This window comes from Ensifer sp. Root31 (assembly GCF_001424825.1).
GTDB classification, from domain to species: domain Bacteria; phylum Pseudomonadota; class Alphaproteobacteria; order Rhizobiales; family Rhizobiaceae; genus Ensifer; species Ensifer canadensis.
Genome location: NZ_LMCO01000010.1, coordinates 108,512 through 127,828 on the forward strand (window position 1 = coordinate 108,512; position 19,317 = coordinate 127,828).

The 19,317-nt window shown below is 61.3% G+C and carries 18 protein-coding genes and 1 tRNA gene; 14 read left to right on the forward strand and 5 right to left on the reverse strand.

Features of this window, described 5'->3' with window-relative positions; genetic code table 11:
* Window positions 1-81: 81 nt before the first annotated feature.
* The 9 genes from ASD00_RS11320 to ASD00_RS11360 all read left to right on the forward strand — a co-directional run bounded on the left by ASD00_RS11320 (window position 82) and on the right by ASD00_RS11360 (window position 8,112).
* Window positions 82-1,014 (forward strand): sugar ABC transporter permease, encoded by a 933-nt coding sequence (locus ASD00_RS11320; protein WP_025428192.1) that lies wholly within the window; start codon window positions 82-84, stop codon window positions 1,012-1,014.
* 4 nt (window positions 1,015-1,018) lie between these two features.
* A complete protein-coding gene (locus tag ASD00_RS11325) occupies window positions 1,019-1,852 on the forward strand; it encodes a carbohydrate ABC transporter permease (RefSeq protein ID WP_025428193.1) in 834 nt (277 codons plus the stop codon).
* 10 nt (window positions 1,853-1,862) lie between these two features.
* Complete coding sequence (gene ugpC / locus ASD00_RS11330) at window positions 1,863-2,930, forward strand: sn-glycerol-3-phosphate ABC transporter ATP-binding protein UgpC (RefSeq protein ID WP_025428194.1); 1,068 nt, start codon at window positions 1,863-1,865, stop codon at window positions 2,928-2,930.
* Window positions 2,931-3,144: 214 nt separating this feature from the next.
* Window positions 3,145-3,531 (forward strand): cytochrome c family protein, encoded by a 387-nt coding sequence (locus ASD00_RS11335; RefSeq protein ID WP_025428195.1) that lies wholly within the window; start codon window positions 3,145-3,147, stop codon window positions 3,529-3,531.
* Between the two features lie 140 nt (window positions 3,532-3,671).
* Window positions 3,672-4,514 carry a cytochrome c oxidase subunit II gene (locus tag ASD00_RS11340; protein ID WP_025428196.1) on the forward strand — a complete coding sequence of 281 codons (843 nt, stop codon included), beginning with the start codon at window positions 3,672-3,674 and terminating at the stop codon, window positions 4,512-4,514.
* 32 nt (window positions 4,515-4,546) lie between these two features.
* Complete coding sequence (gene ctaD, locus ASD00_RS11345) at window positions 4,547-6,325, forward strand: cytochrome c oxidase subunit I (protein ID WP_057206546.1); 1,779 nt, start codon at window positions 4,547-4,549, stop codon at window positions 6,323-6,325.
* Complete coding sequence (locus ASD00_RS11350) at window positions 6,322-7,026, forward strand: cytochrome c oxidase subunit 3 (RefSeq protein ID WP_025428198.1); 705 nt, start codon at window positions 6,322-6,324, stop codon at window positions 7,024-7,026. The genes ctaD and ASD00_RS11350 overlap by 4 nt, the downstream gene beginning before the upstream one ends.
* Window positions 7,027-7,035: 9 nt before the next feature.
* Window positions 7,036-7,758: a heme-copper oxidase subunit III family protein gene (locus tag ASD00_RS11355; RefSeq protein ID WP_025428199.1), complete on the forward strand. Its 723-nt coding sequence runs from the start codon at window positions 7,036-7,038 to the stop codon at window positions 7,756-7,758.
* Between the two features lie 9 nt (window positions 7,759-7,767).
* Entirely contained in the window at window positions 7,768-8,112 is a 345-nt protein-coding gene (locus tag ASD00_RS11360; RefSeq protein WP_025428200.1) for a cytochrome C oxidase subunit IV family protein, read from the forward strand.
* Window positions 8,113-8,130: 18 nt separating this feature from the next.
* On the opposite strand, the gene ASD00_RS11365 is transcribed toward ASD00_RS11360, so the two are convergent.
* The 3 genes from ASD00_RS11365 to ASD00_RS11375 are packed head-to-tail and all read right to left on the reverse strand — an operon-like array spanning window position 8,131 to window position 11,764.
* A complete protein-coding gene (locus tag ASD00_RS11365) occupies window positions 8,131-9,366 on the reverse strand; it encodes a hypothetical protein (RefSeq protein WP_025428201.1) in 1,236 nt (411 codons plus the stop codon).
* Window positions 9,367-9,372: 6 nt separating this feature from the next.
* Complete coding sequence (locus tag ASD00_RS11370) at window positions 9,373-10,305, reverse strand: DUF2950 domain-containing protein (RefSeq protein WP_225906282.1); 933 nt, start codon at window positions 10,303-10,305, stop codon at window positions 9,373-9,375.
* 49 nt (window positions 10,306-10,354) lie between these two features.
* Window positions 10,355-11,764 carry a DUF3300 domain-containing protein gene (locus ASD00_RS11375; protein WP_025428203.1) on the reverse strand — a complete coding sequence of 470 codons (1,410 nt, stop codon included), beginning with the start codon at window positions 11,762-11,764 and terminating at the stop codon, window positions 10,355-10,357.
* A 378-nt stretch (window positions 11,765-12,142) separates the two neighbouring features.
* Here ASD00_RS11375 and ASD00_RS11380 point away from each other — a divergent pair, with 378 nt between their 5' ends.
* From ASD00_RS11380 to ASD00_RS11400, 5 genes are all read left to right on the forward strand, one after another.
* Window positions 12,143-13,225, forward strand: a complete 1,083-nt coding sequence (locus tag ASD00_RS11380) for a hypothetical protein (RefSeq protein ID WP_057206548.1) — start codon at window positions 12,143-12,145, stop codon at window positions 13,223-13,225.
* A 280-nt stretch (window positions 13,226-13,505) separates the two neighbouring features.
* Window positions 13,506-14,123 (forward strand): hypothetical protein, encoded by a 618-nt coding sequence (locus ASD00_RS11385; protein ID WP_025428205.1) that lies wholly within the window; start codon window positions 13,506-13,508, stop codon window positions 14,121-14,123.
* Window positions 14,124-14,224: 101 nt separating this feature from the next.
* Window positions 14,225-15,940, forward strand: coding sequence for a type I secretion system permease/ATPase (locus ASD00_RS11390; RefSeq protein WP_057206549.1), 1,716 nt, complete (start codon window positions 14,225-14,227; stop codon window positions 15,938-15,940).
* A 15-nt stretch (window positions 15,941-15,955) separates the two neighbouring features.
* Window positions 15,956-17,398: an HlyD family type I secretion periplasmic adaptor subunit gene (locus ASD00_RS11395; RefSeq protein ID WP_025428207.1), complete on the forward strand. Its 1,443-nt coding sequence runs from the start codon at window positions 15,956-15,958 to the stop codon at window positions 17,396-17,398.
* Between the two features lie 7 nt (window positions 17,399-17,405).
* Complete coding sequence (locus ASD00_RS11400; RefSeq protein WP_128090485.1) at window positions 17,406-17,783, forward strand: transposase; 378 nt, start codon at window positions 17,406-17,408, stop codon at window positions 17,781-17,783.
* A 9-nt stretch (window positions 17,784-17,792) separates the two neighbouring features.
* Here the strand turns inward: ASD00_RS11400 and ASD00_RS11405 are convergent, their stop codons facing one another.
* Together ASD00_RS11405 and ASD00_RS11410 are read right to left on the reverse strand one after the other, a co-directional pair.
* Window positions 17,793-18,527 (reverse strand): response regulator transcription factor, encoded by a 735-nt coding sequence (locus ASD00_RS11405; protein WP_025428209.1) that lies wholly within the window; start codon window positions 18,525-18,527, stop codon window positions 17,793-17,795.
* Between the two features lie 400 nt (window positions 18,528-18,927).
* A tRNA-Met gene (locus tag ASD00_RS11410) sits at window positions 18,928-19,004 on the reverse strand.
* Between the last annotated feature and the right edge of the window lie 313 nt (window positions 19,005-19,317).

Genomic DNA, 19,317 nt, shown 5'->3' on the forward strand with positions numbered 1-19,317 from the left:
CCTCACCGCCGCCGGTCACTCGATATGTTGAGAACAGGGCACGCCAAAAAACCGGCGGCCGCACAGGGGAAATTTCGACCGATGGCCTATGCCGCCCGCCATGACGGCCTGCCCGCACGCCGGCCGCTGATGAAGCGTATCACCGATGGTGCTGCGCCCTATCTCTATAGCGCGCCGGCGCTGATCCTGATCGTCACCGTCATGCTGGTGCCGTTGGCGCTCGGCGTCTCCTACGCCTTCCGCGATATTCAGCTGCTCAATCCATTCTCCGGCGCCTTCATCGGCCTCGACCACTTCCGGGCGCTGTCGCAGGACCAGGCTTTCTACCGGGCGCTGCGCAACACGCTGTGGTGGACGGGCGCCTCGGTCTTCCTGCAGTTTTTCCTCGGGCTGATCCTCGCTTTGCTGCTCGACAAGCCGTTTTACGGCCGAGGCCTGGCGCAGGCGCTCGTCTTCCTGCCCTGGGCGGTGCCGAGCTTCCTGGCCGGTCTCAACTGGTCCTGGCTGTTCAATCCGGTCGTCGGACCGTTGCCACACTGGTTCTACGCGCTCGGCATCATGAGCGAGCCGTCCAACATCCTTTCCGATCCGCATCTGGCGATGTGGGGGCCGATCATCGCCAATGTCTGGTGGGGCATCCCGTTCTTCGCCATCACCCTGCTTGCCGCCCTCCAGGCGATCCCGCGTGATCTCTATGAAGCCGCCAGCATCGACGGCGCCGGCCCGGTGCAGCGGTTCCTGTCGATCACCCTGCCCTTCCTGGCGCCGACGATCGCCATCACCATTCTCCTGCGCACCGTTTGGATCTCGAATTTCGCCGACCTGATCATCGTCATGACCAATGGCGGTCCGGCCGATCGCACCCAGATCGTCGCCAGCTACATCTTCACCCAGGCCTTCAAGCGGCTCGACTTCGGCTACGCTTCGGCGATCGCGCTGGTGCTTCTGGCACTGCTGCTCGCCTACTCCATGCTGATTGTCATCCTGCGCCAATGGCTGCTGAGCAAGGATTGAGACCATGCGCGCCAAACCCATCCTTCTCGTAGCCGCACATCGACTGGCGATCCTCGCCTATATCGCCTTCGCGCTCTTCCCGCTCTACTGGCTGCTGAAGGTCGCAGTCACGCCCAACGACCTGCTCTACTCCGAAGGCATTCGGATGTGGCCTTCGCGCGCCAGCCTCGAGCATTTCGATTTCGTGCTGCGCCACAGCGCCTTCCCGGTGTTCTTCAAAAACAGCCTGATCGTTTCGGGCTCGACGGCGATCATCGTCACCATCCTTGCCTCGCTCTCGGGATACGCGCTGTCGCGCTTCAACTTCCGCGGAAAGTACTGGCTGGTGGCGCTGATGCTGCTGACGCAGATGTTCCCGCTCGTCATGCTCGTCGCACCGATCTTCAAGATCCTGTCGCCGCTCGGCCTCACCAACAGCCTGACCGGCCTCGTCATCGTCTACACCGCTTTCAACGTGCCGTTTGCCACCTTCCTGATGCAGTCCTTCTTCGACGGTATTCCGAAGGATCTCGAAGAGGCGGCGATGATCGACGGCGCAACCCAGTTCGTGGCCTTCCGCCAGATCATCCTGCCGCTGACGCTTCCGGGCATTGCCGCAACCCTCGGCTTCGTCTTCACCGCTGCCTGGAGCGAGCTTCTGTTTTCGCTGATGCTGATCTCGGGCAACGACCAGGCGACTTTTCCGGTCGGGCTGCTGTCCTTCGTGTCGAAATTCTCGGTCGACTTCGGCCAGATGATGGCCGCCGGCGTGCTGGCGCTGATCCCGGCCTGCCTCTTCTTCCTGCTCATTCAACGCTATCTCGTCCAGGGCCTGACGGCCGGCGCGGTCAAAGGCTGAGGATACCACCATGGCTTCCATCGATATCGCCAACATCCGTAAATCCTACGGCATCCACCCGGTCCTGCACGATGTGGACCTGAAGATCGGCGACGGCGAATTCGTCGTGCTGGTCGGCCCGTCCGGCTGCGGCAAGTCCACCCTGCTGCGCATGATCGCCGGCCTTGAAAGCGTGACGTCAGGCGAAATCCGCATCGCCGGAAAACGCGTCAACGAACTGGCCCCGAAGGACCGCGACATCGCCATGGTGTTCCAGTCCTATGCGCTCTATCCGCATATGTCGGTCGCCAACAACATGAGCTACAGCCTAAGGCTCCGGAAGACGGCCAAGGAAAAGATCGCCAGCGTCGTCTCCGGTGCTGCGTCGAAGCTCGGTCTCGACCCGCTGCTCGAGCGTCGCCCGCGCGCCCTTTCCGGCGGCCAGCGCCAGCGCGTCGCCATGGGCCGCGCCATCGTGCGCGAACCCAAGGCCTTTCTCTTCGACGAGCCGCTGTCAAACCTCGACGCGCGCCTGCGCGAACAGATGCGCGCCGAGATCAAGAAGCTGCACAAGGATCTGGGCGCCACCTCGATCTACGTCACCCACGACCAGATCGAGGCGATGACACTTGCCGACCGGATCGTCGCCATGAACGGCGGTTTCGTGCAGCAGGTCGGCAGCCCGCTCGATCTCTACGACCGTCCGGCAAACCTCTTCGTTGCCGGCTTCATCGGCTCGCCCGGCATGAACTTCTTCGAAGGCACCTACCGAAACGGCGAAGCGCCACGTTTCGAGACTGCGGGCGGCGTAACCATTCCGGCGCAAGTGCATGCGGAACTGATTGACGGGGCCAGCACGACGCTCGGCATTCGGCCGGAACATGTCGAGCTCGGCACCACGGCGCCGGATGCGCTGAAGGCAACGGTCGACCTGGTCGAACCAACCGGCTTCGGCATCATCCTGCATTTGTCCTTCGGCAAGGCCAGCTTCAAGGCCTTTACCAACGACCGCACTTTCCTCAATGCAGCCGGCGAAATCCCGGTACGACTGCCGCCCGAGCGACTGCATTTCTTCGACGCCGCCGGCAATCGGGTCTGATTGCCGCGCCGGCCGTAGCGGCTGGCGGAAAGTGACGCGGCGCGAGCGATATCGCCCAAGACCGGAGATTGACATCTTCCGGACGAGGCGTACCGTCATGCCGTCGCAAGTATCAACCGCCCGTGGCGCCCAATTGAGAGAAGCAAGTACCGCCAATACGATGAATTGACGATAGCCTTCCTTGCCCCGCGCCCGGCGATATTGAGGAAGTGTCATGCGAAATTTTGTTGTTGCCCTTGCCTTTTCGACAACGCTGCTCTGTCCCGTCGCCGCCCTCGCGCAAGAGGGCGATGCGGGGGCCGGCGCGACCGTCTTCAAGAAATGCGCCATCTGTCATGTCGCCGACAGCGACACCAACAAGGTCGGTCCTTCGCTCAATCATGTGCTGGGCAGAACAGCCGGCACGCATCCGGACTTCAAGTATTCGCCGGCGATGATCGATGCCGGCAAGGGTGGGCTTGTCTGGGACGAGGCGACGCTGCGCGATTATCTCCACAATCCGAAGGCGAAAGTGAAGGGCACAAAGATGGTCTTTCCCGGCCTGAAGGACGAAGGCGATATCTCCAACCTGCTCGCCTATCTCAAGCAATATTCGCAGTAGACGAAATGGGTTGAGTTGCCGGCAGGCGCTCAACCGAACGGTCAATTGCGAGTATTTTCCGTTCGTGCAATAATTGCATTTAGAACTCTACGGATTGCGTATTCATGCCCACAGCCGCGAGCGGCGAGGAGGGACAAGAAATGGCCGTGGTGGTTATTCTGGTTTTGCTGGCCGCCGGATCGGTGTTGTTCCATTTGTTGAGCCCATGGTGGTGGACGCCGATCGCGTCCAACTGGAACTACATAGACAATACACTCATCATCACCTTCTGGATCACCGGCGTCGTCTTCGTCGCCGTCGTCCTGTTCATGGCCTACTGCGTCCTGCGTTTTCGGCACCGCCCGGGAAACAAGGCGGCCTATGAACCTGAGAACAAGAAGCTCGAAAGCTGGCTTGCCGCCGGCACGACGCTCGGCGTCGCCGCCATGCTGACGCCTGGCCTGTTCGTCTGGCATCAGTTCGTCACCGTTCCCGACGGTGCTAGCGAGGTCGAAATCGTCGGCCAACAATGGTTGTGGAGCTACCGCCTGCCCGGCGTCGACGGCAAGCTCGGCACCTCCGAGACACGCGACGTCTCGCCGGAAAATTCGCTTGGCCTCAACCGCAACGACACGGCCGCCCTGGATGACGTCGTCATAGAAGGCGGCGAGCTGCACCTCGAGATCGGCAAGCCGGTCAAGGTGCTGCTGCGCTCCGTCGATGTGCTCCATGATTTCTACGTGCCGGAGTTCCGCGCCAAGATGGACATGGTGCCCGGCATGGTGACCTATTTCTGGCTGACCCCCACGCGCACCGGCACCTTCGAAGTGCTCTGCGCGGAGCTCTGCGGCGTCGGCCACCCGCAGATGCGCGGTACCGTCGTCGTCGACAGCGCGGAGGACTATCAGACCTGGCTCGCGAGCCAGCAGACCTTTTCGCAGTTGATGGCAGCAGCGCAGACGAAGGAAACGGCACAGGCAGAAAATGCCGCCCCGGCGCGGTAGGAGGCGCCCCGACGGCAATTGGGAGAGTATAGATGGTCGACATCCGGTCAGGCACAGATGGCGCGCTCGGACACGCCGAGGTGGAGGATGTTGAACTCTACCATCCCCACAGTTGGTGGACGCGCTATGTCTTCAGCCAGGACGCCAAGATCATCGCCGTGCAATATGCCTCGACCGCCATCGCCATCGGCATGGTTGCGTTGGTTCTCTCCTGGCTGATGCGCCTGCAGCTTGGCTTTCCCGGCGCCTTCGCCTTCATCGATGCGGAGCGTTACTACCAGTTCATCACCATGCACGGCATGATCATGGTGATCTACCTGCTGACCGCGCTGTTTCTCGGCGGCTTCGGCAACTACCTGATCCCGCTGATGCTCGGCGCACGCGACATGGTGTTTCCCTACGCCAACATGCTGAGCTACTGGCTCTACCTTCTCGCCGTGCTCGTGCTGGTCGCCAGCTTCTTTGCCCCCGGCGGACCGACCGGCGCCGGCTGGACGCTGTATCCGCCGCAAGCCGTGCTTTCAGGCACACCCGGAGGCAAGGACTGGGGCATCGTGCTGATGCTCTCCTCGCTCATCCTTTTCATCATCGGTTTCACCATGGGCGGGCTCAACTATGTGGTGACGGTGCTCCAGGGCCGCGCACGCGGCATGACGCTGATGCGTATGCCGCTGACGATCTGGGGCATCTTCACCGCGACGGTGATGGCGCTGCTCGCCTTCCCCGCCCTCTTCGTCGCCTGCGTCATGATGATGTTCGACCGGGTGCTCGGCACCAGCTTCTTCATGCCGGCGATCGTCGAAATGGGCGAACAGCTGCAGCATGGCGGTGGCAGCCCGATCCTGTTCCAGCATCTCTTCTGGTTCTTCGGCCACCCCGAAGTCTACATCGTCGCCCTTCCCGCGTTCGGCATCGTCTCCGATCTCATCAGTACCCATGCCCGAAAGAACATCTTCGGCTACCGCATGATGGTCTGGGCGATCGTCATCATCGGCGCGCTTTCCTTCGTCGTCTGGGCGCACCACATGTATGTCAGCGGCATGAACCCCTATTTCGGTTTCTTCTTCGCCACAACCACGCTGATCATTGCCGTGCCGACCGCGCTCAAGGTCTACAACTGGGTGCTGACGCTGTGGCGCGGCGATATCCATCTCAACCTGCCGATGCTGTTTGCGCTCGGTTTCATCGTTACCTTCGTCAATGGCGGGCTGACCGGCCTCTTCCTCGGCAACGTCGTCGTCGACGTGCCGCTTTCCGATACGATGTTCGTCGTTGCCCATTTCCACATGGTCATGGGTGTCGCGCCGATCCTCGTCATCTTCGGCGCCATCTATCACTGGTATCCGAAGGTCACCGGCCGCATGCTCAACGAGGCGATGGGCCAGCTTCATTTCTGGATCACCTTCGTCGGCGCATACCTCATCTTCTTCCCGATGCACTATCTCGGCCTGATCGGCGTGCCCCGGCGCTACTACGAGATGGGCGAAACCGCCTTTGTCCCGGCCTCGGCCCACACGCTCAACGAGTTCATCACCATCGTTGCGCTCATCGTCGGCGCGGCGCAGATCGTCTTCCTCTTCAATCTCGTCTGGAGCATTCGCCACGGCCGCGAGGCCGGCGGCAATCCATGGCGGGCAACGACGCTCGAATGGCAGACGCCGGAAACGCCGCCACGCCATGGCAACTGGGGCAAGGATCTGCCGGTGGTCTATCGCTGGGCCTATGACTATAGCGTGCCCGGCGCACCGGAGGATTTCATCCCGCAGAACCAGCCAGGCCCCGACAACCTGACGCGGGAGACCGCGACATGAGCGTGACGCTGATCTTCCTCGCCGTCATCGCGGCGATCGCGGGATGGTGGCTGTCGCAGCAGCGGATGATGTCGAAGCCCTGGCTGGAGGTCGGCCACCACCACGACCCACGCCCGCAGGGCCGCCACCCGATCGAACCGGCCAAAATTGGCCTCGGCGTCTTTCTCGCCGTCGTCGGCGCGCTGTTCACCCTGTTCATCAGCGCCTACTTCATGCGCATGGCATCGACCGACTGGTGGTCGACGCCGATGCCGACGCTCCTATGGCTGAACACGGCGGTGCTCGCTGCCGGAAGCCTGATGCTTCATGCCGCCAAGGTATCGGCCGAACGCCACCGTGACGAAGCAAGCCGCACGGCGCTCATCGCCGCCCTTACCTTGGGCCTCGGCTTCCTCGTCGGCCAGGTCTTCGCCTGGCGCGAGCTCACCGATGCCGGATACCTCCTCACCGGCAATGCGGCCAACAGCTTCTTCTACATGATCACCGGCATGCACGGCCTGCACATCGTCGGCGGCCTGATCGCGCTTGCCCGCACCATTCTCGCCACGCGCAAGGGGCCGATCGATGAAAGGGCGACCCTGTCAATCACGCTCTGCGCCACCTACTGGCATTTCATGCTCGCTGTCTGGCTCGTGCTGTTTGCGCTGTTTTCCGGCTGGGCCAACGACTTCATCGACCTCTGCCGGCAAATCTTGACCTAGGAGCCGCCCATGTCCGCGCCGACACATGCACCTGTCACAGAGCCCTTGCCCCGGCCTTCGGGTCTCGCCGGCTTTGCCGCCGATTGGGCATCGGATCAGCGCGCCTTCAAGAATGTCTCCTGGGGAAAGGCCATGATGTGGATCTTTCTCCTGAGCGATACCTTCGTCTTCGGCTGCTTCCTCGTCGCCTACATGTCGGCGCGCATGTCGACCGCGGTCCCCTGGCCGAACCCGAGCGAGGTCTTCGCGCTGCATATCGGCGGTTCGGACGTCCCCCTGATCCTGATCGCCATCATGACCTTCGTGCTGATTTCATCGAGCGGCACCATGGCCATGGCGGTCAACTTCGGCTATCGCCACGACCGGCGCAAGACGGCGATCCTGATGATGCTGACGGCACTCTTCGGCGCCACGTTCGTCGGCATGCAGGCCTTCGAATGGACCAAGCTGATCTCCGAAGGCGTTCGGCCCTGGGGCAACCCGTGGGGTGCGCCGCAGTTCGGCTCCACCTTCTTCATGATCACCGGCTTCCACGGAACGCACGTGACGATCGGCGTCATCTTCCTCTTGATCATCGCGCGCAAGGTCTGGCGCGGCGACTTCGAAACCGGCAAGCGCGGCTTTTTCACCAGCCGCAAGGGGCAATACGAGATCGTCGAAATCACCGGCCTTTACTGGCACTTCGTGGACCTCGTCTGGGTCTTCATCTTCGCATTCTTCTATCTCTGGTGAGGAACAGCCATGACTGACGCACCGGCACATATCGCGGTCAAAGAGCACCAACAGCACCCGATCGGTCTCTATCTGCTGGTCTGGGGCCTACTTTTCGTGCTCAGCACCTTCTCTTACCTGGTCGATTACGTCGGCCTGCAGGGCTATCTCAGATGGTCGCTGATCCTCATCTTCATGATGCTCAAGGCGGGGCTCATCGTTGCCGTCTTCATGCATATGGCCTGGGAACGTCTGGCGTTGATCTACGCGATCCTGCTGCCGCCGCTTCTGGTACTGGTCTTCGTCGCGCTGATGGTATCGGAATCGCACTACGTGCTCTTCAGCCGCCTCACCTTCTTTGGTGCCGCGCCATGACCGGGAAGTTTGCACCGCTCAGAGCAACAGCAACTTCTTGAGGACGGAGAACACTTCCTTATAGGGAAGAATGGTGACGCCGGCAGCGGCGATCGGCAGGAGGGCAGCTGCCGCCACCGGCACGACTGCCGTGCGGCTCAACAGCATCGCCGACAGCTTGCGCGTCGTTTCAAACTGTTTCGTCGGGTCGGCGATGTCATCGGCCTGCTGCTGAACCTCGTCGGTGCTTGCCGCCACCACATTGGTGCCCAGTATCTTCCGCTCGTTTGAGCGGTGATAGCGGGTCGCCTGCGTCCCCAGCATCAACAGGCTGCGCTCCTTCAACTGTCCAAGCGGCTTCGAGAAAGCCGACAGCGGGTAGGCAAAGAGCGCCAGCACGATCACCAGCCAGCCGGTTGCGATCGTGCTGAAGGTGGTGGTTGTCAGGCTTTCCTGCAGCAGATGCTTGGCGATCGCAGCACCTATCGCGGCACTGATACCGAAGATGAAGAGAACATAGGCGTTGGGATAGCTCGCAAGAAAAGAGAGCCCGCCATTGCCGTCTGGATGCGTCGCGACAAGCCGAAGTTCCAGTCGAGCGATCCGGCGCAGAAGCTGCGCCCAGACGAGGTGTCGCCACAGCCCGCGCAGCAACAGGAACACGAACAGCGGCTGGCTGACGACGATCGTCCACCAGCCGGCCGCCGTGATCCGCCGCCCCTCCGCGGAGACGTCGACCGCCCAGGATGCGACACCCGACGTGCGCATGTTGAGGTAGGCAAAGATGGCGGCAAGAAGCGCCAAGCCAAGACAGACCGCCTCCGCTAGCCGCGAGTCGCGGCGGGCAAGCGCAACCGTCACGGCGTCGCCAAATGCCTGCACCGAGCCCGGCGCGACGATCGGCGCCTTCAGGAACTGCCCGAGCTTGATGTGCAATCCGCGCTCGACCTGCTGTTCGGCCAGCACAAACGCGCCGACGCCGATGGCAAACCGGCCCCAGACGCCCAGATCACCGAGATAGGAGCCTGGCGCGTCGACGGAAAGAAAGCTGCGCGGCAGCCCAAGCAGCAACGGCACCAACCAGGCAAGCGCTACGAACAACAGCGCGCGCCTTCCGGTCTTCAGCGCATGTTCGCGTAGTAACCCGAGCCGGCGTTGCAATTCGAAAAACGGCCCGCCATGCGCGGCGAGATACTCGCCCGGCGAAAGATCGCGGCGCGGCGATGTTGCCGTTCCCTGTTCGGCGCTCTTGCGAACCTTTTCTTCAATACTCAATGGCGCTCAATCCTCGGTGATGGTCCAGTTGTCGTTGGGATTGAACTGCTTGATATCGCGCGCCATCGCAGCGGTGTCCGCGCCGAGATCCGCCTGATAGACGATGCCGTTCCGGTTGACGACAAAGGTATGAACGCCGGTCTCACCGTATTTCACCGGCCAGGCCACCAGCCCAAACCCTGCGATCATGTTGCCGTTGATGACATAATCGTAGGAGCCGCCGGCGATGTTTCCGCCCTGCCGCGTCAGGATCTTGAAGCGGTAGCCATAATAGCCTTCGTCGGCCTTGGCCTTGTCCAATTGAGCCTGCGAAAGATCGCCTGCAGGGCTGTCACCATCCCCCTGCTCTGCCGGCCAGTAGAGGCCATCGGTCTTGCCTTCGCTCGAAATCAGCTTCTGGGCATATTCGAACACGCCATCGCCGTCGTGATCTTCTTGAGTGTATTCTTCCTGCGCGTCCACATAGGCTCGCGCCGTGTTGATCGCCTCAAGCTCATTCTCACCAACGCGGCGATTGATGATCTCTTCGATCCCGGCATAGGTGTCGAACGCCCACTTGCCGTCTTCCCCCTTGACGATCGGGAAGGGCAAGGGCCAGAGCTGATCGCCGATCTCGACAATCTTGTTTTCGCCCGCGTCGGTCAGGATCACCTTTTTGGCGGCACCCGCCTTGATCTGTTCGTAGGTGTTCATCACACCTTCGCCTGTTTTCAGCTTTTCGGCATCAAGGCCCAGCAGCGCGGCAAGTTTGCCGAAATCGCTCGAACTCATTGCATCCTTGAAGGCTGAAGCCGCCTTGTCCGAATCGTCGAAGGTGGGAGGATCGGTCTGCGAGATATAGTCTGCAAGTTCGGCCGGCTGGCTCTCTGCCGCCAACGTCGCTCCGGCGTAGCCCGACAGGCCGAGCAGCAGCAGCCCGACACCCGAACGGAAAATCATGCTCTGACGATGATACCTGGTCATGACCATACCCTCCCGTTTCTCGCGCTCAACCACGACGTCCGCCACCACCGCGTCCACCGCCACCACCATGGCGAGCCCCACCGCCGCCGCCGTGTCCAACGGACCGATGCGGCACGCCCCCACTGCGGGCGCCGCCACCCATCGCCTGGCCGCCGCGCCGCGATTGCACTTGCGTCACCTTGCCCGGCCGCACTTCGCCCAGACCTGATGGCTTGCGCGGACGATTGTCGGCTTTTCCTGCCGGACGCGGCTTGCTCGCCGGTCGGTTGGCCTTGCCGCCGGAACCGCCGCCGGGTTTCGAGATGTTCCCGGGCCGCTGCGCCGCCGCGGATCCAGCGTTCGGCCTTGCATTAGCCGGCCGGTTCTTCGCACCATCGATCTTGTTGCTGCGAACATCCTTCAGATCCTTGAAGGAGCCCGTGTCTACCTTCTGGCGCAGGTTGGCACTCGCATCGCTTCTGGTGATCTTGGCCTTGTCGCGGATGTTGTTATTGCCGTTGGCTTCGATGCTGTTCTTCATGTTCGAACGGTCGAACTTGGCGAACTGGTCCTTGTCGATATTGATCTTGCTGCGGTCGACATTCTTCCAGTCGATGTCGTTGAACTTGACCTTGCCGTTGATATCGACGTTGTTGAAGCACTTGTTGCAGTCGACGTCGATGTCGCCATTGTAGCGCCCACCCCAAACACCCCAGTCGTCCCAATCGACCATCGCACCGAACACCGCGCCGGTGACCACACCGGCAAAGAACGTCGCCGTTGGATAGTAGTAGTTCGGATAGGGCTCGGGATAGTAGGACAACGGTTGGGGCGCATAGTTTGGCGCGTAGAGCATCTCCGGCTCGTATTGCGGCACATAGATCTTTTCCGGATTGGCCGCCTGAATGATGACGTTGTCGTTCTCCTGAACGACCTTCATCTTGTCGTCGGTCTTGAGCACGCCTGAAGCGACCGCCTTGTCGCGCAGCTGCTGAATGGCGATCAGCACATCCTTTTGCTGGTAGGCCATTGCATCGGAAAGGGACTGCGTCCAATCGATATCCTCGCTCATCATCTTGACGATATCGGGATAGTTCAGAAGTGAAATGACGCTGCCATCCCACGTGTCCTTGGGCTTCAGGTCCTTGTTCTTCTTGAGGTTATCAAGATAACGCTCAGCTTCGACGATCTGCAGCGGAAAGAGCGAAGCCGACGCGATGAGCGCGACCAGTTCGTCTGGATAAAGCGCGATGCGGGCGACAAGGATTTCGAGCTCTTCTTCGCTGAGCGGCTCCGGCGTGTCCGCGTCGGCCTGCTGGGCAGCCGAAGGATCGGTGGCCGCCTGCTCCTGCGCAAAGGCGCTAAAGTTGTAAGTGTAGGGCTCCGGTATCAACAAACACGCAGTCGCCAGGAAGCAGATCGATCGATGCAAACGGATGACACTCTTCACTGCCATTTCCCCTTCCCGTTCGGACGCACTGTTGCGTCACCTGTCTTGCCTGCTGGTGCGTGGGTTTCTATCTGCCTGTCTGCTGGTCTCATATGTTGGCAGCGCATCGGCCGCCGCAAGTGTTGGTTGACACTATTGCATACGCTCTCTCTTTTTCAATGCACAAATGATGACCACACGACGGTACACACCATAGGTTGTGCCAAGTTGGCGCAACGAGCCTGCCGCCCTACGCCCAAACGGCCGGGTCCTGCCCAATTGGATGTAGACGAATTGCAGGCTCTTCTTTTCCAGCATCTGGCTTCAGAATAGCGGTTTAATGCGGACCCATGTCCTGCGCGATATCGCAGGGCCTGGGCTGAACCGTGGATTGGAGAAACGGCAATGACGGAAAATCGTCCCTTGTCGGAAGCGGCGCCGAATGCGAACACCAATCAGAACACGGTCGCGACCGCTGCCGGCGGGCATCTCGCGTTGGTCCCCACCTGGCTTCCCCTCGATCTCGTTCCGGATCCGGACCACAATTCGGCCGGTGCCGGGGGTAATGGAACCAGCATCGGTACCCTCGACAGCAATACGCTCGCCGTTTTCATGCCCTCCAACGCTGCTATCACCGGCCCGCATTCGGCCGCGGATGCGCAGCAGGGCAATGACGCCCTGATCAACCAGCACGCCACCGAAATGGCCGGCATGGGAGGCGACGGCGGCAGCGGCAATCTTGCGGGCAGCGGCGGCGGCAATGCCGGCGGCGGTGGCCACGGCACCTTCATCGGCAGCCTGGTCAGCACGGATGTGGGGGTATTTGCCCCGGTGAATACCGCCGTTGCGGCAGGGCCGGGATCGACGGCGACGGCCAATCAGGCCAACAACGCGGCAATGCTGCAAGGCGCCGCCCAGATCGGCGGCATCGGCGGATCGGGCGGCGACCACAACATTGCCGGCGGCGGCACATCCGCCAACCATGGGACATCCATCACCTTCACCGGCGACAACTTCGCCGGACACGGCGGTGACGGCACCTTCATCGGCAGCATGATCGATGTGAACGTGGCGGTGTTTTCGCCGATCAACATCGCCATCGGTGCGGCCGGCGGAGCCGCCTCGGCTCACCAGACCAACAACGCCATCTTCGATCAGGGCGGCGTGCAGATCGCCGGTATCGGCGGTGCCGGCGGTGGCTTCAACCTGTCGTCCGACACGATCTTCACCGGCGACCAGATGGCTGGCGGTGGTGGGTCCGGTTACTCGAACGGCAGCATGGTCGATGTCAGCATTGGTTATTTCCACCCGATCAACATTGCGGTACCGGCCGGTGGCACGGCCGATGCCCAGCAGCTTGATCACGTGCTCTTCGACCAGCACGCGCTACAGATGGCTGGCGTCGGTGGTCTTGGCGGTGAGGGCAATCTGTCGGATGCCCATTCGGCGCTCGTGGACGATATCCTCAGCCTTGTCGATGGAATCTGAAGTCGGACAGCTCGCACAGTCCGTTTCGAACCTGACCCGGCACGAATGTCAAAACGCACCCGCAGTCGGGTGCGTTTGTCTGTCGCCGATACCACGCACTCCCGCATGGCAAGCCAGCGCCCCATACCCCGCCCAAAGGGACGTCACCGAATATCCAGCTAGTTCGCACGCTCGATAGCGCTCACCATTCAATCGCGGTTACCCCGTCTGCCAAACGGTATCGCTGGCACCGAACCGCTTAAGAGAACACGGGGGTCACGATACTTAGAGGAGCAACGCTATGCCTATTCCGCAAGCATCTGACACGATCAACCTCACCGACTCCAATGCTGGCGATGCAAGCGCCGGCAACGGCGGCGACGGCTTCAACTATGGTGATATTCACTACAATCCGGTCGCCTATGTCGCCAATTCACAAACGGTAGAAGGTGCCTACACCAAGCTCTACAACGGCGATCATGTCTGGCAGGACGCCGGATGGGGAACCGGTGACGGCGGCGACGGTGGACTTGCCCAGGCACGGGACGGCCTGTTGGCCGTGCTGACCAACAACGGCTCGGGCGGCGCCGGCGGCGACGCCTATTCCAATGGCGATCAAGGCAACACCAGCGGTGGCAATGTTGCAGCGGTTGCTGCAGACACAACGGCAACGCAGAACACCCAGTTCCTGGCCGACCAGCATGCAACCATTCTCGCCGGCGTCGGCGGCAATGGCGGCAATGGCAACCTTGCACAGGGCGGCGATATCTCCTCGGCCTTGGTTCACACCAATCCGTTCACGGAAACCAACACGTCAACGGACATAGACACCACGACCGAAACCACATCGGTCTCGAACGCGCTCGACCATTTCATCAACGCATTCGGATCGATCGACCTCAACGACATCGGTTCGTGAATTTTTCATGAGGATCGCCGGTTTCGGCCGACGATCCTCATCCTTGCATGCGTCTTGCCAAGCCCTTGCCTTGTCAGAATCGATTGCACCGAGATCTGATAATGACAGCCAATTCGACACCCACGCCGCGCGAACCAACGCATCTGGTCATGGCCCTCAGGGCCTGCGCCAGCGCCTTTGGCCTGGTCTTCCTCTATAGCTGCGGCTACAATCTCTTTCTGCTCACCCCCTCCATCTATCTGCTGCAGATCTACGATCGCGTGCTGTCGAGCCGCAGCGCCGATACGCTGGTGATGCTGACGCTGATCGTTGCGGTCGCCGTGGTGGTCGGATCGCTCCTGGATATCGTTCGCCGCGCCGCCCTGTCGCGCATCGGCAGTTGGCTTGATCACCGGTTGCGCCCGGTGGTTCTCACGGCCTCCTTCGAATATGGCGCCCGTACCAGCACCGCAGTTGCGACCGATTGCTACAAGGACCTGTCGACGCTCAGGCAGTTTCTGGATTCGCCGGCAAGTTCGCTGCTCTTCGACGTTCCCTGGGCGCCCGTGTTCCTGCTGCTGCTGTTTCTCGTCCATCCGCTGCTCGGCGTGATCGGCGTGCTGAGCGCCGTCTCGCTGCTGCTCCTGGCCGTCCTCACCGAACTGGCGACCCGACGTCCGCTCACCCACGCCAACCGCGCCCTTGCGCGCAGCTACGTGCGCTTTGCGACCGCGCTCAAATACATCCAGGTTATCCGTGCGATGGGCATGCAGGACGGCGCCGCGCAGATCGTCTACCGCGACGCCGAAGCGGCCAGGAAGGCACAGGATGCCGCGATGCAGCGCACCGAGATCATTCTTGGCCTGTCAAAATCCGTGCGTACGCTCACGCAGATCCTGATGATGGGTGCTGCCACCTGGCTGGTGCTCGAGGAAAACAGCAGTCCGGGCATCATCTTCGTTGCCAGCCTGCTGCTCGGCCGCGGCCTTGCCCCGGTCGAAGGGGCGATCGGTGCCTGGCGCTCCTTTGCTTTTGCCCGCAGCGCCTTCGAACGGCTCAATCAGATGCTGATTGCGGTCGCCGCTGACAGCGACGCGCGCATGGTTCCCGTGCCGGAACCGAGCGGCCTTATCCTCGACAGTGTCGGCTACACCCTGCCCTATGCCGATCGCCAGATATTGCGGGGCGTAACCCTGCGCCTGGCGCCGGGCGACTGCGTCGCCCTGATCGGACCATCGGGATCGGGAAAGTCGACGCTCGGCCGGATCATGGCAGGCGTCGAGCCGGCCACGAGCGGATGTGCACTTCTCGGCGGCGTCGATATCTCCGCCCTGCGGCTTTGCGCGGGCACACGCCATGTCGGTTACCTGCCGCAGGACATCGAGCTCTTCGGCGGCGCCGTCAAGGATGTCATTGGCCGGCTGGACGGATCCAACCCCGGCAAGGCGATCGAGGCGGCCAAGCTCGTCGGCTTGCATGAAACGATCATGCGACTGCCCAAGGGCTACGACACCGATATCGGCGAAGGCGGCGGCCTGCTCCTGCGGGCGCAGCGCCAGCAGCTTGGTTTGGCACGCGCCGCCTACGGCAATCCGTCGCTGGTGGTGCTCGATGATCCCAATTCGAGCCTCGACTACGACGGCGAGCGCAAGCTGTTCACCGCCATATCGCGGATGAGGTCGCGCGGCATGATCGTCGTCGTCATCACCCATCGCATGGGAATTCTGCCTGTCACCAACAAGATCGCCATCCTGCGCAACGGCACGGTCGACGCCTTCGGCGACAGCGAACAGATTTTTGAGACTTATCTTCAACCGCCGGCGCGGACCGGAACATAGGAGGGGGATCGCACAATGCTCCCCGCACAGATCGACCGGCCTCCATCACGATCCGCTGTTGCAAGCAGCGCGGCCAATCATCTGGCAAAGGCGCAAGGTCAAATCGGCAAATTGCTTACCTATGCGCCGACCGACGGCCTCGTGCCGATCGAACTCGCCGCCGCCTCGCCGATGTCGCGGCTTCGCTCCGTCGCCAGGACCGGCAATCTGCTCATCGGCTTTTTCGTCGTCGGCCTCGGCACCTGGTCGGCATTGGCACCGCTTACCAGCGCGGCAGTCGCCTCGGGGGTCGTCGAACCGGAATCCAGCCGCAAAACCATCCAACATCTCGAAGGCGGCATCATCAGGCAGATCCGCATCAAGAACGGAGATACCGTTACCTCCGGCCAGATCCTGATCGACCTGGACGACACCAAATTCCGCTCGGAGCGGGACAGCCTGAAGGGGCAGCTCTGGGATGCGGAGGCAAGGCATGCGCGTTTGCTTGCCGAGCAGGACGATGCCGACAGCATAACCTACCCGCCCGAAATGCTGGCCGCCATGGTCGACAATCCCGCGATCAACGCGATCGTCACCGGTCAGCAGCGGATTTTCGAAACCCGCCGCCAGGTCATGCGCGCCGAAATTGCGATCACTGAAGAAAAGATGAAACAGGTGCAGCAGGAGGTCGCCGGTCTCACCGCACAGAAGGCGGCTCTGAGCGAACGTGTCGAAATCTCCAGACAGGAGTTGGAGAGCGTCACGACGTTGACCAAGAAGGGGCTGGAAAAGAAGAGCCGTGTCCTCAATCTGCAACGGGAAAAGGCCGATATCAGCGGGCGGGTCGGCGAAAGCGCCGCCCAGATCTCCCGTGCCTATCAAGTGATCAGCGAAGCCCAGGCCTATCTCGTCAAGCTTCGAAGCGATCGCCTGAATGAGGTGGCGCAAACCATGCGCGAAACGGAAACGCAGATCCTGCAACTGAGCGAAAGGCTGCGTGCGATCGACGACCAGCTTGCGCGAACTGCGATCAGGGCGCCTGAGGACGGCGTGATCATGGACTTGCGGGTCCATACAACCGGCGGCGTTATCGGCGCCGGTGAACCGCTTGTCGATCTCGTTCCACGCAAAGGCCGCCTGATCGTCACCGCCCGCGTCCGGCCAGAGGACATCAATCTCGTGCATCCCGGCCTCACGGCGCAGGTGCATCTGCTCCCCTACAACCAGCGTCGGGTCCCGCTGCTGAAAGGTCAGGTCGAATATGTCTCGGCGGACCGTCTGGTCGACAAGCAGACCGGCCAATCCTACTACGCCGCGACGATCCATGTCGTTGATGAACGATTGGCCACGATGAGCGAGGTCGAGTTGGTCGCGGGCATGCCGGCCCAAACCCTGATCGAAACGGGTACGAACAGCGTGGCGCTCTATGCATTGAGACCACTGCTTGACAGTTTCAACAGAGCATTTCGTGAGGACTGACACAGCCTTGGCCGGTGGCTCCGTGCACGGTGCAAATGAAGGTGCGGCTCCGTTGTTGCCGACGCACCCCACTCTTGGCTCGCGGGCACCCCTGATCCGGCCGAAGGATACGATAATGGGCAAACGAAAATTCGACGACGACGAAATCATGGGTATTCTGAGGGAACATCGGACCGGCGCGACGGTAGCGGAAGTTTGCCACCGCCATGGCATCAGCGAGCCGACCTTCTACCGCTGGCAATCCTCACAGCTTCGAACCGTCGGCTTCGACGTTGGGCGCATACGCGCGCTGGAGCTGGAAAACCAGAAGCTGAAAAAACTGCTGGCCGAAGCCATGTTGACGGCCGCGACACTGAGCGAGATGCTAGCGAAAGCCTCGAAATAACGATAGCGACTATGGTATCGCCAATCCGTTGCGCGGCGATGCCCTGCCGCCCAGTCGGGCAACGACCTCCGTGCGGTTCTGAACCTGCAGCTTCCGCATGATGTGCTGGAGGTGCATCTTCACGGTATGCCCCGAGAGGTTCAGCTTGCCGGCGATAACCTTGTTGGACGAGCCGCATTGCAACTCAGCCAGAACATCGGTTTCCCGCGGCGTGAAGTCGGCATGAAGGAGATCGTCGCGGCGCGGCCGCCTGGCGGGGTCAGCCTCTTCAGGCCTCAAATGCAGCGCTGTCCCATCGCCAAAGGTCCCCAGCGGATGCGGACAGAACACACCGCCCGCCAGCACCAACCTGAGGCCCGCAAGAGCGATTTCGATTGGCAGCGACGTTGTGAAGAAGCCGCGGATGCCCATCTGCAGCGCCTGCGTTGCCATCGAGATATCGTCCGTATCCGACAGCAAGGCGATCGGCGCATCGGAGAAACGCTCGGAGATGGCCGCAAGATCGGAACGCAGACTGCTGCTTCCGACGTCCCTCCCCGCCAGATCCAGCGTAATCAGACGGATGTCCATACCGAGTGCCCTGTCCAGGCTCGCGGTCGAGATCATGTCGATGAAGGTCCACCCCGCCAGTTCGCGCTCCAGCAGCGTGACAATGGCAGTGCGGGCGAGAGTATGCGGTTCGACGACGATACCGGTGGGTGCATTGCGCCCTTTGCGGCGCAGCGTTCCTGAACTGATGGACACGAGCCGACCCCCAGGATGTTTGCAACCTCTAAGGTCAGCATACTATGCCCGAACATGCATCATGTCATGAGAAAATGGGGATTAATCCGATCGGACCAGTCCCGGCAAACCGTTGACAACATACGGTTTTTTTAAGCGCACTCACTGGCGTTGGGCGCTGTAACATATCTTGAGTAGTAAAATACACCCAGTTCGTTGCGACGATGATCGAAAGCCTATCATCGCAGCGGTCACAATTTTGCAACCGAGTTCGGCGAGATACCGCTCTCGTTTTGTCAAAATGGACGCTGAACCGGTTGCCGTTCCGGCGATACCTTCCGCCTGATCATCGCTTTGGAGTTGGTCCCAGAACGCCAAAAAGCCCGCGGACCTTTCGGTCTCGCGGGCTTTTTGTTTGATTTGGTTGCGGGGGCAGGATTTGAACCTGCGGCCTTCAGGTTATGAGCCTGACGAGCTACCGGGCTGCTCCACCCCGCGCCATCTCGGTAAACCGCTATGCGGTTTATCCTATGAGCCTGACGAGCTACCGGGCTGCTCCACCCCGCGCCATCTCGGTAAACCGCTATGCGGTTTATCCGGTGCGTAAACCGCTGTGCGGTTTATCGCGGTTGCGTAACCGCTTTAGCGGTTATGCTTTAATCCGGTTCGGGTTTTGCGAAGCAAAATCCCGTTTGTTACTGCGAGTTTAACCAAGCAAAAAGGCCGCTTGTAGGCGGCCCTTGCGTTTCGGCTTGGCCGAGCGTTTGTTCAGAGAAGATTTTCGGTTTGTTTTCGCCGCTGCCTTGTCCTT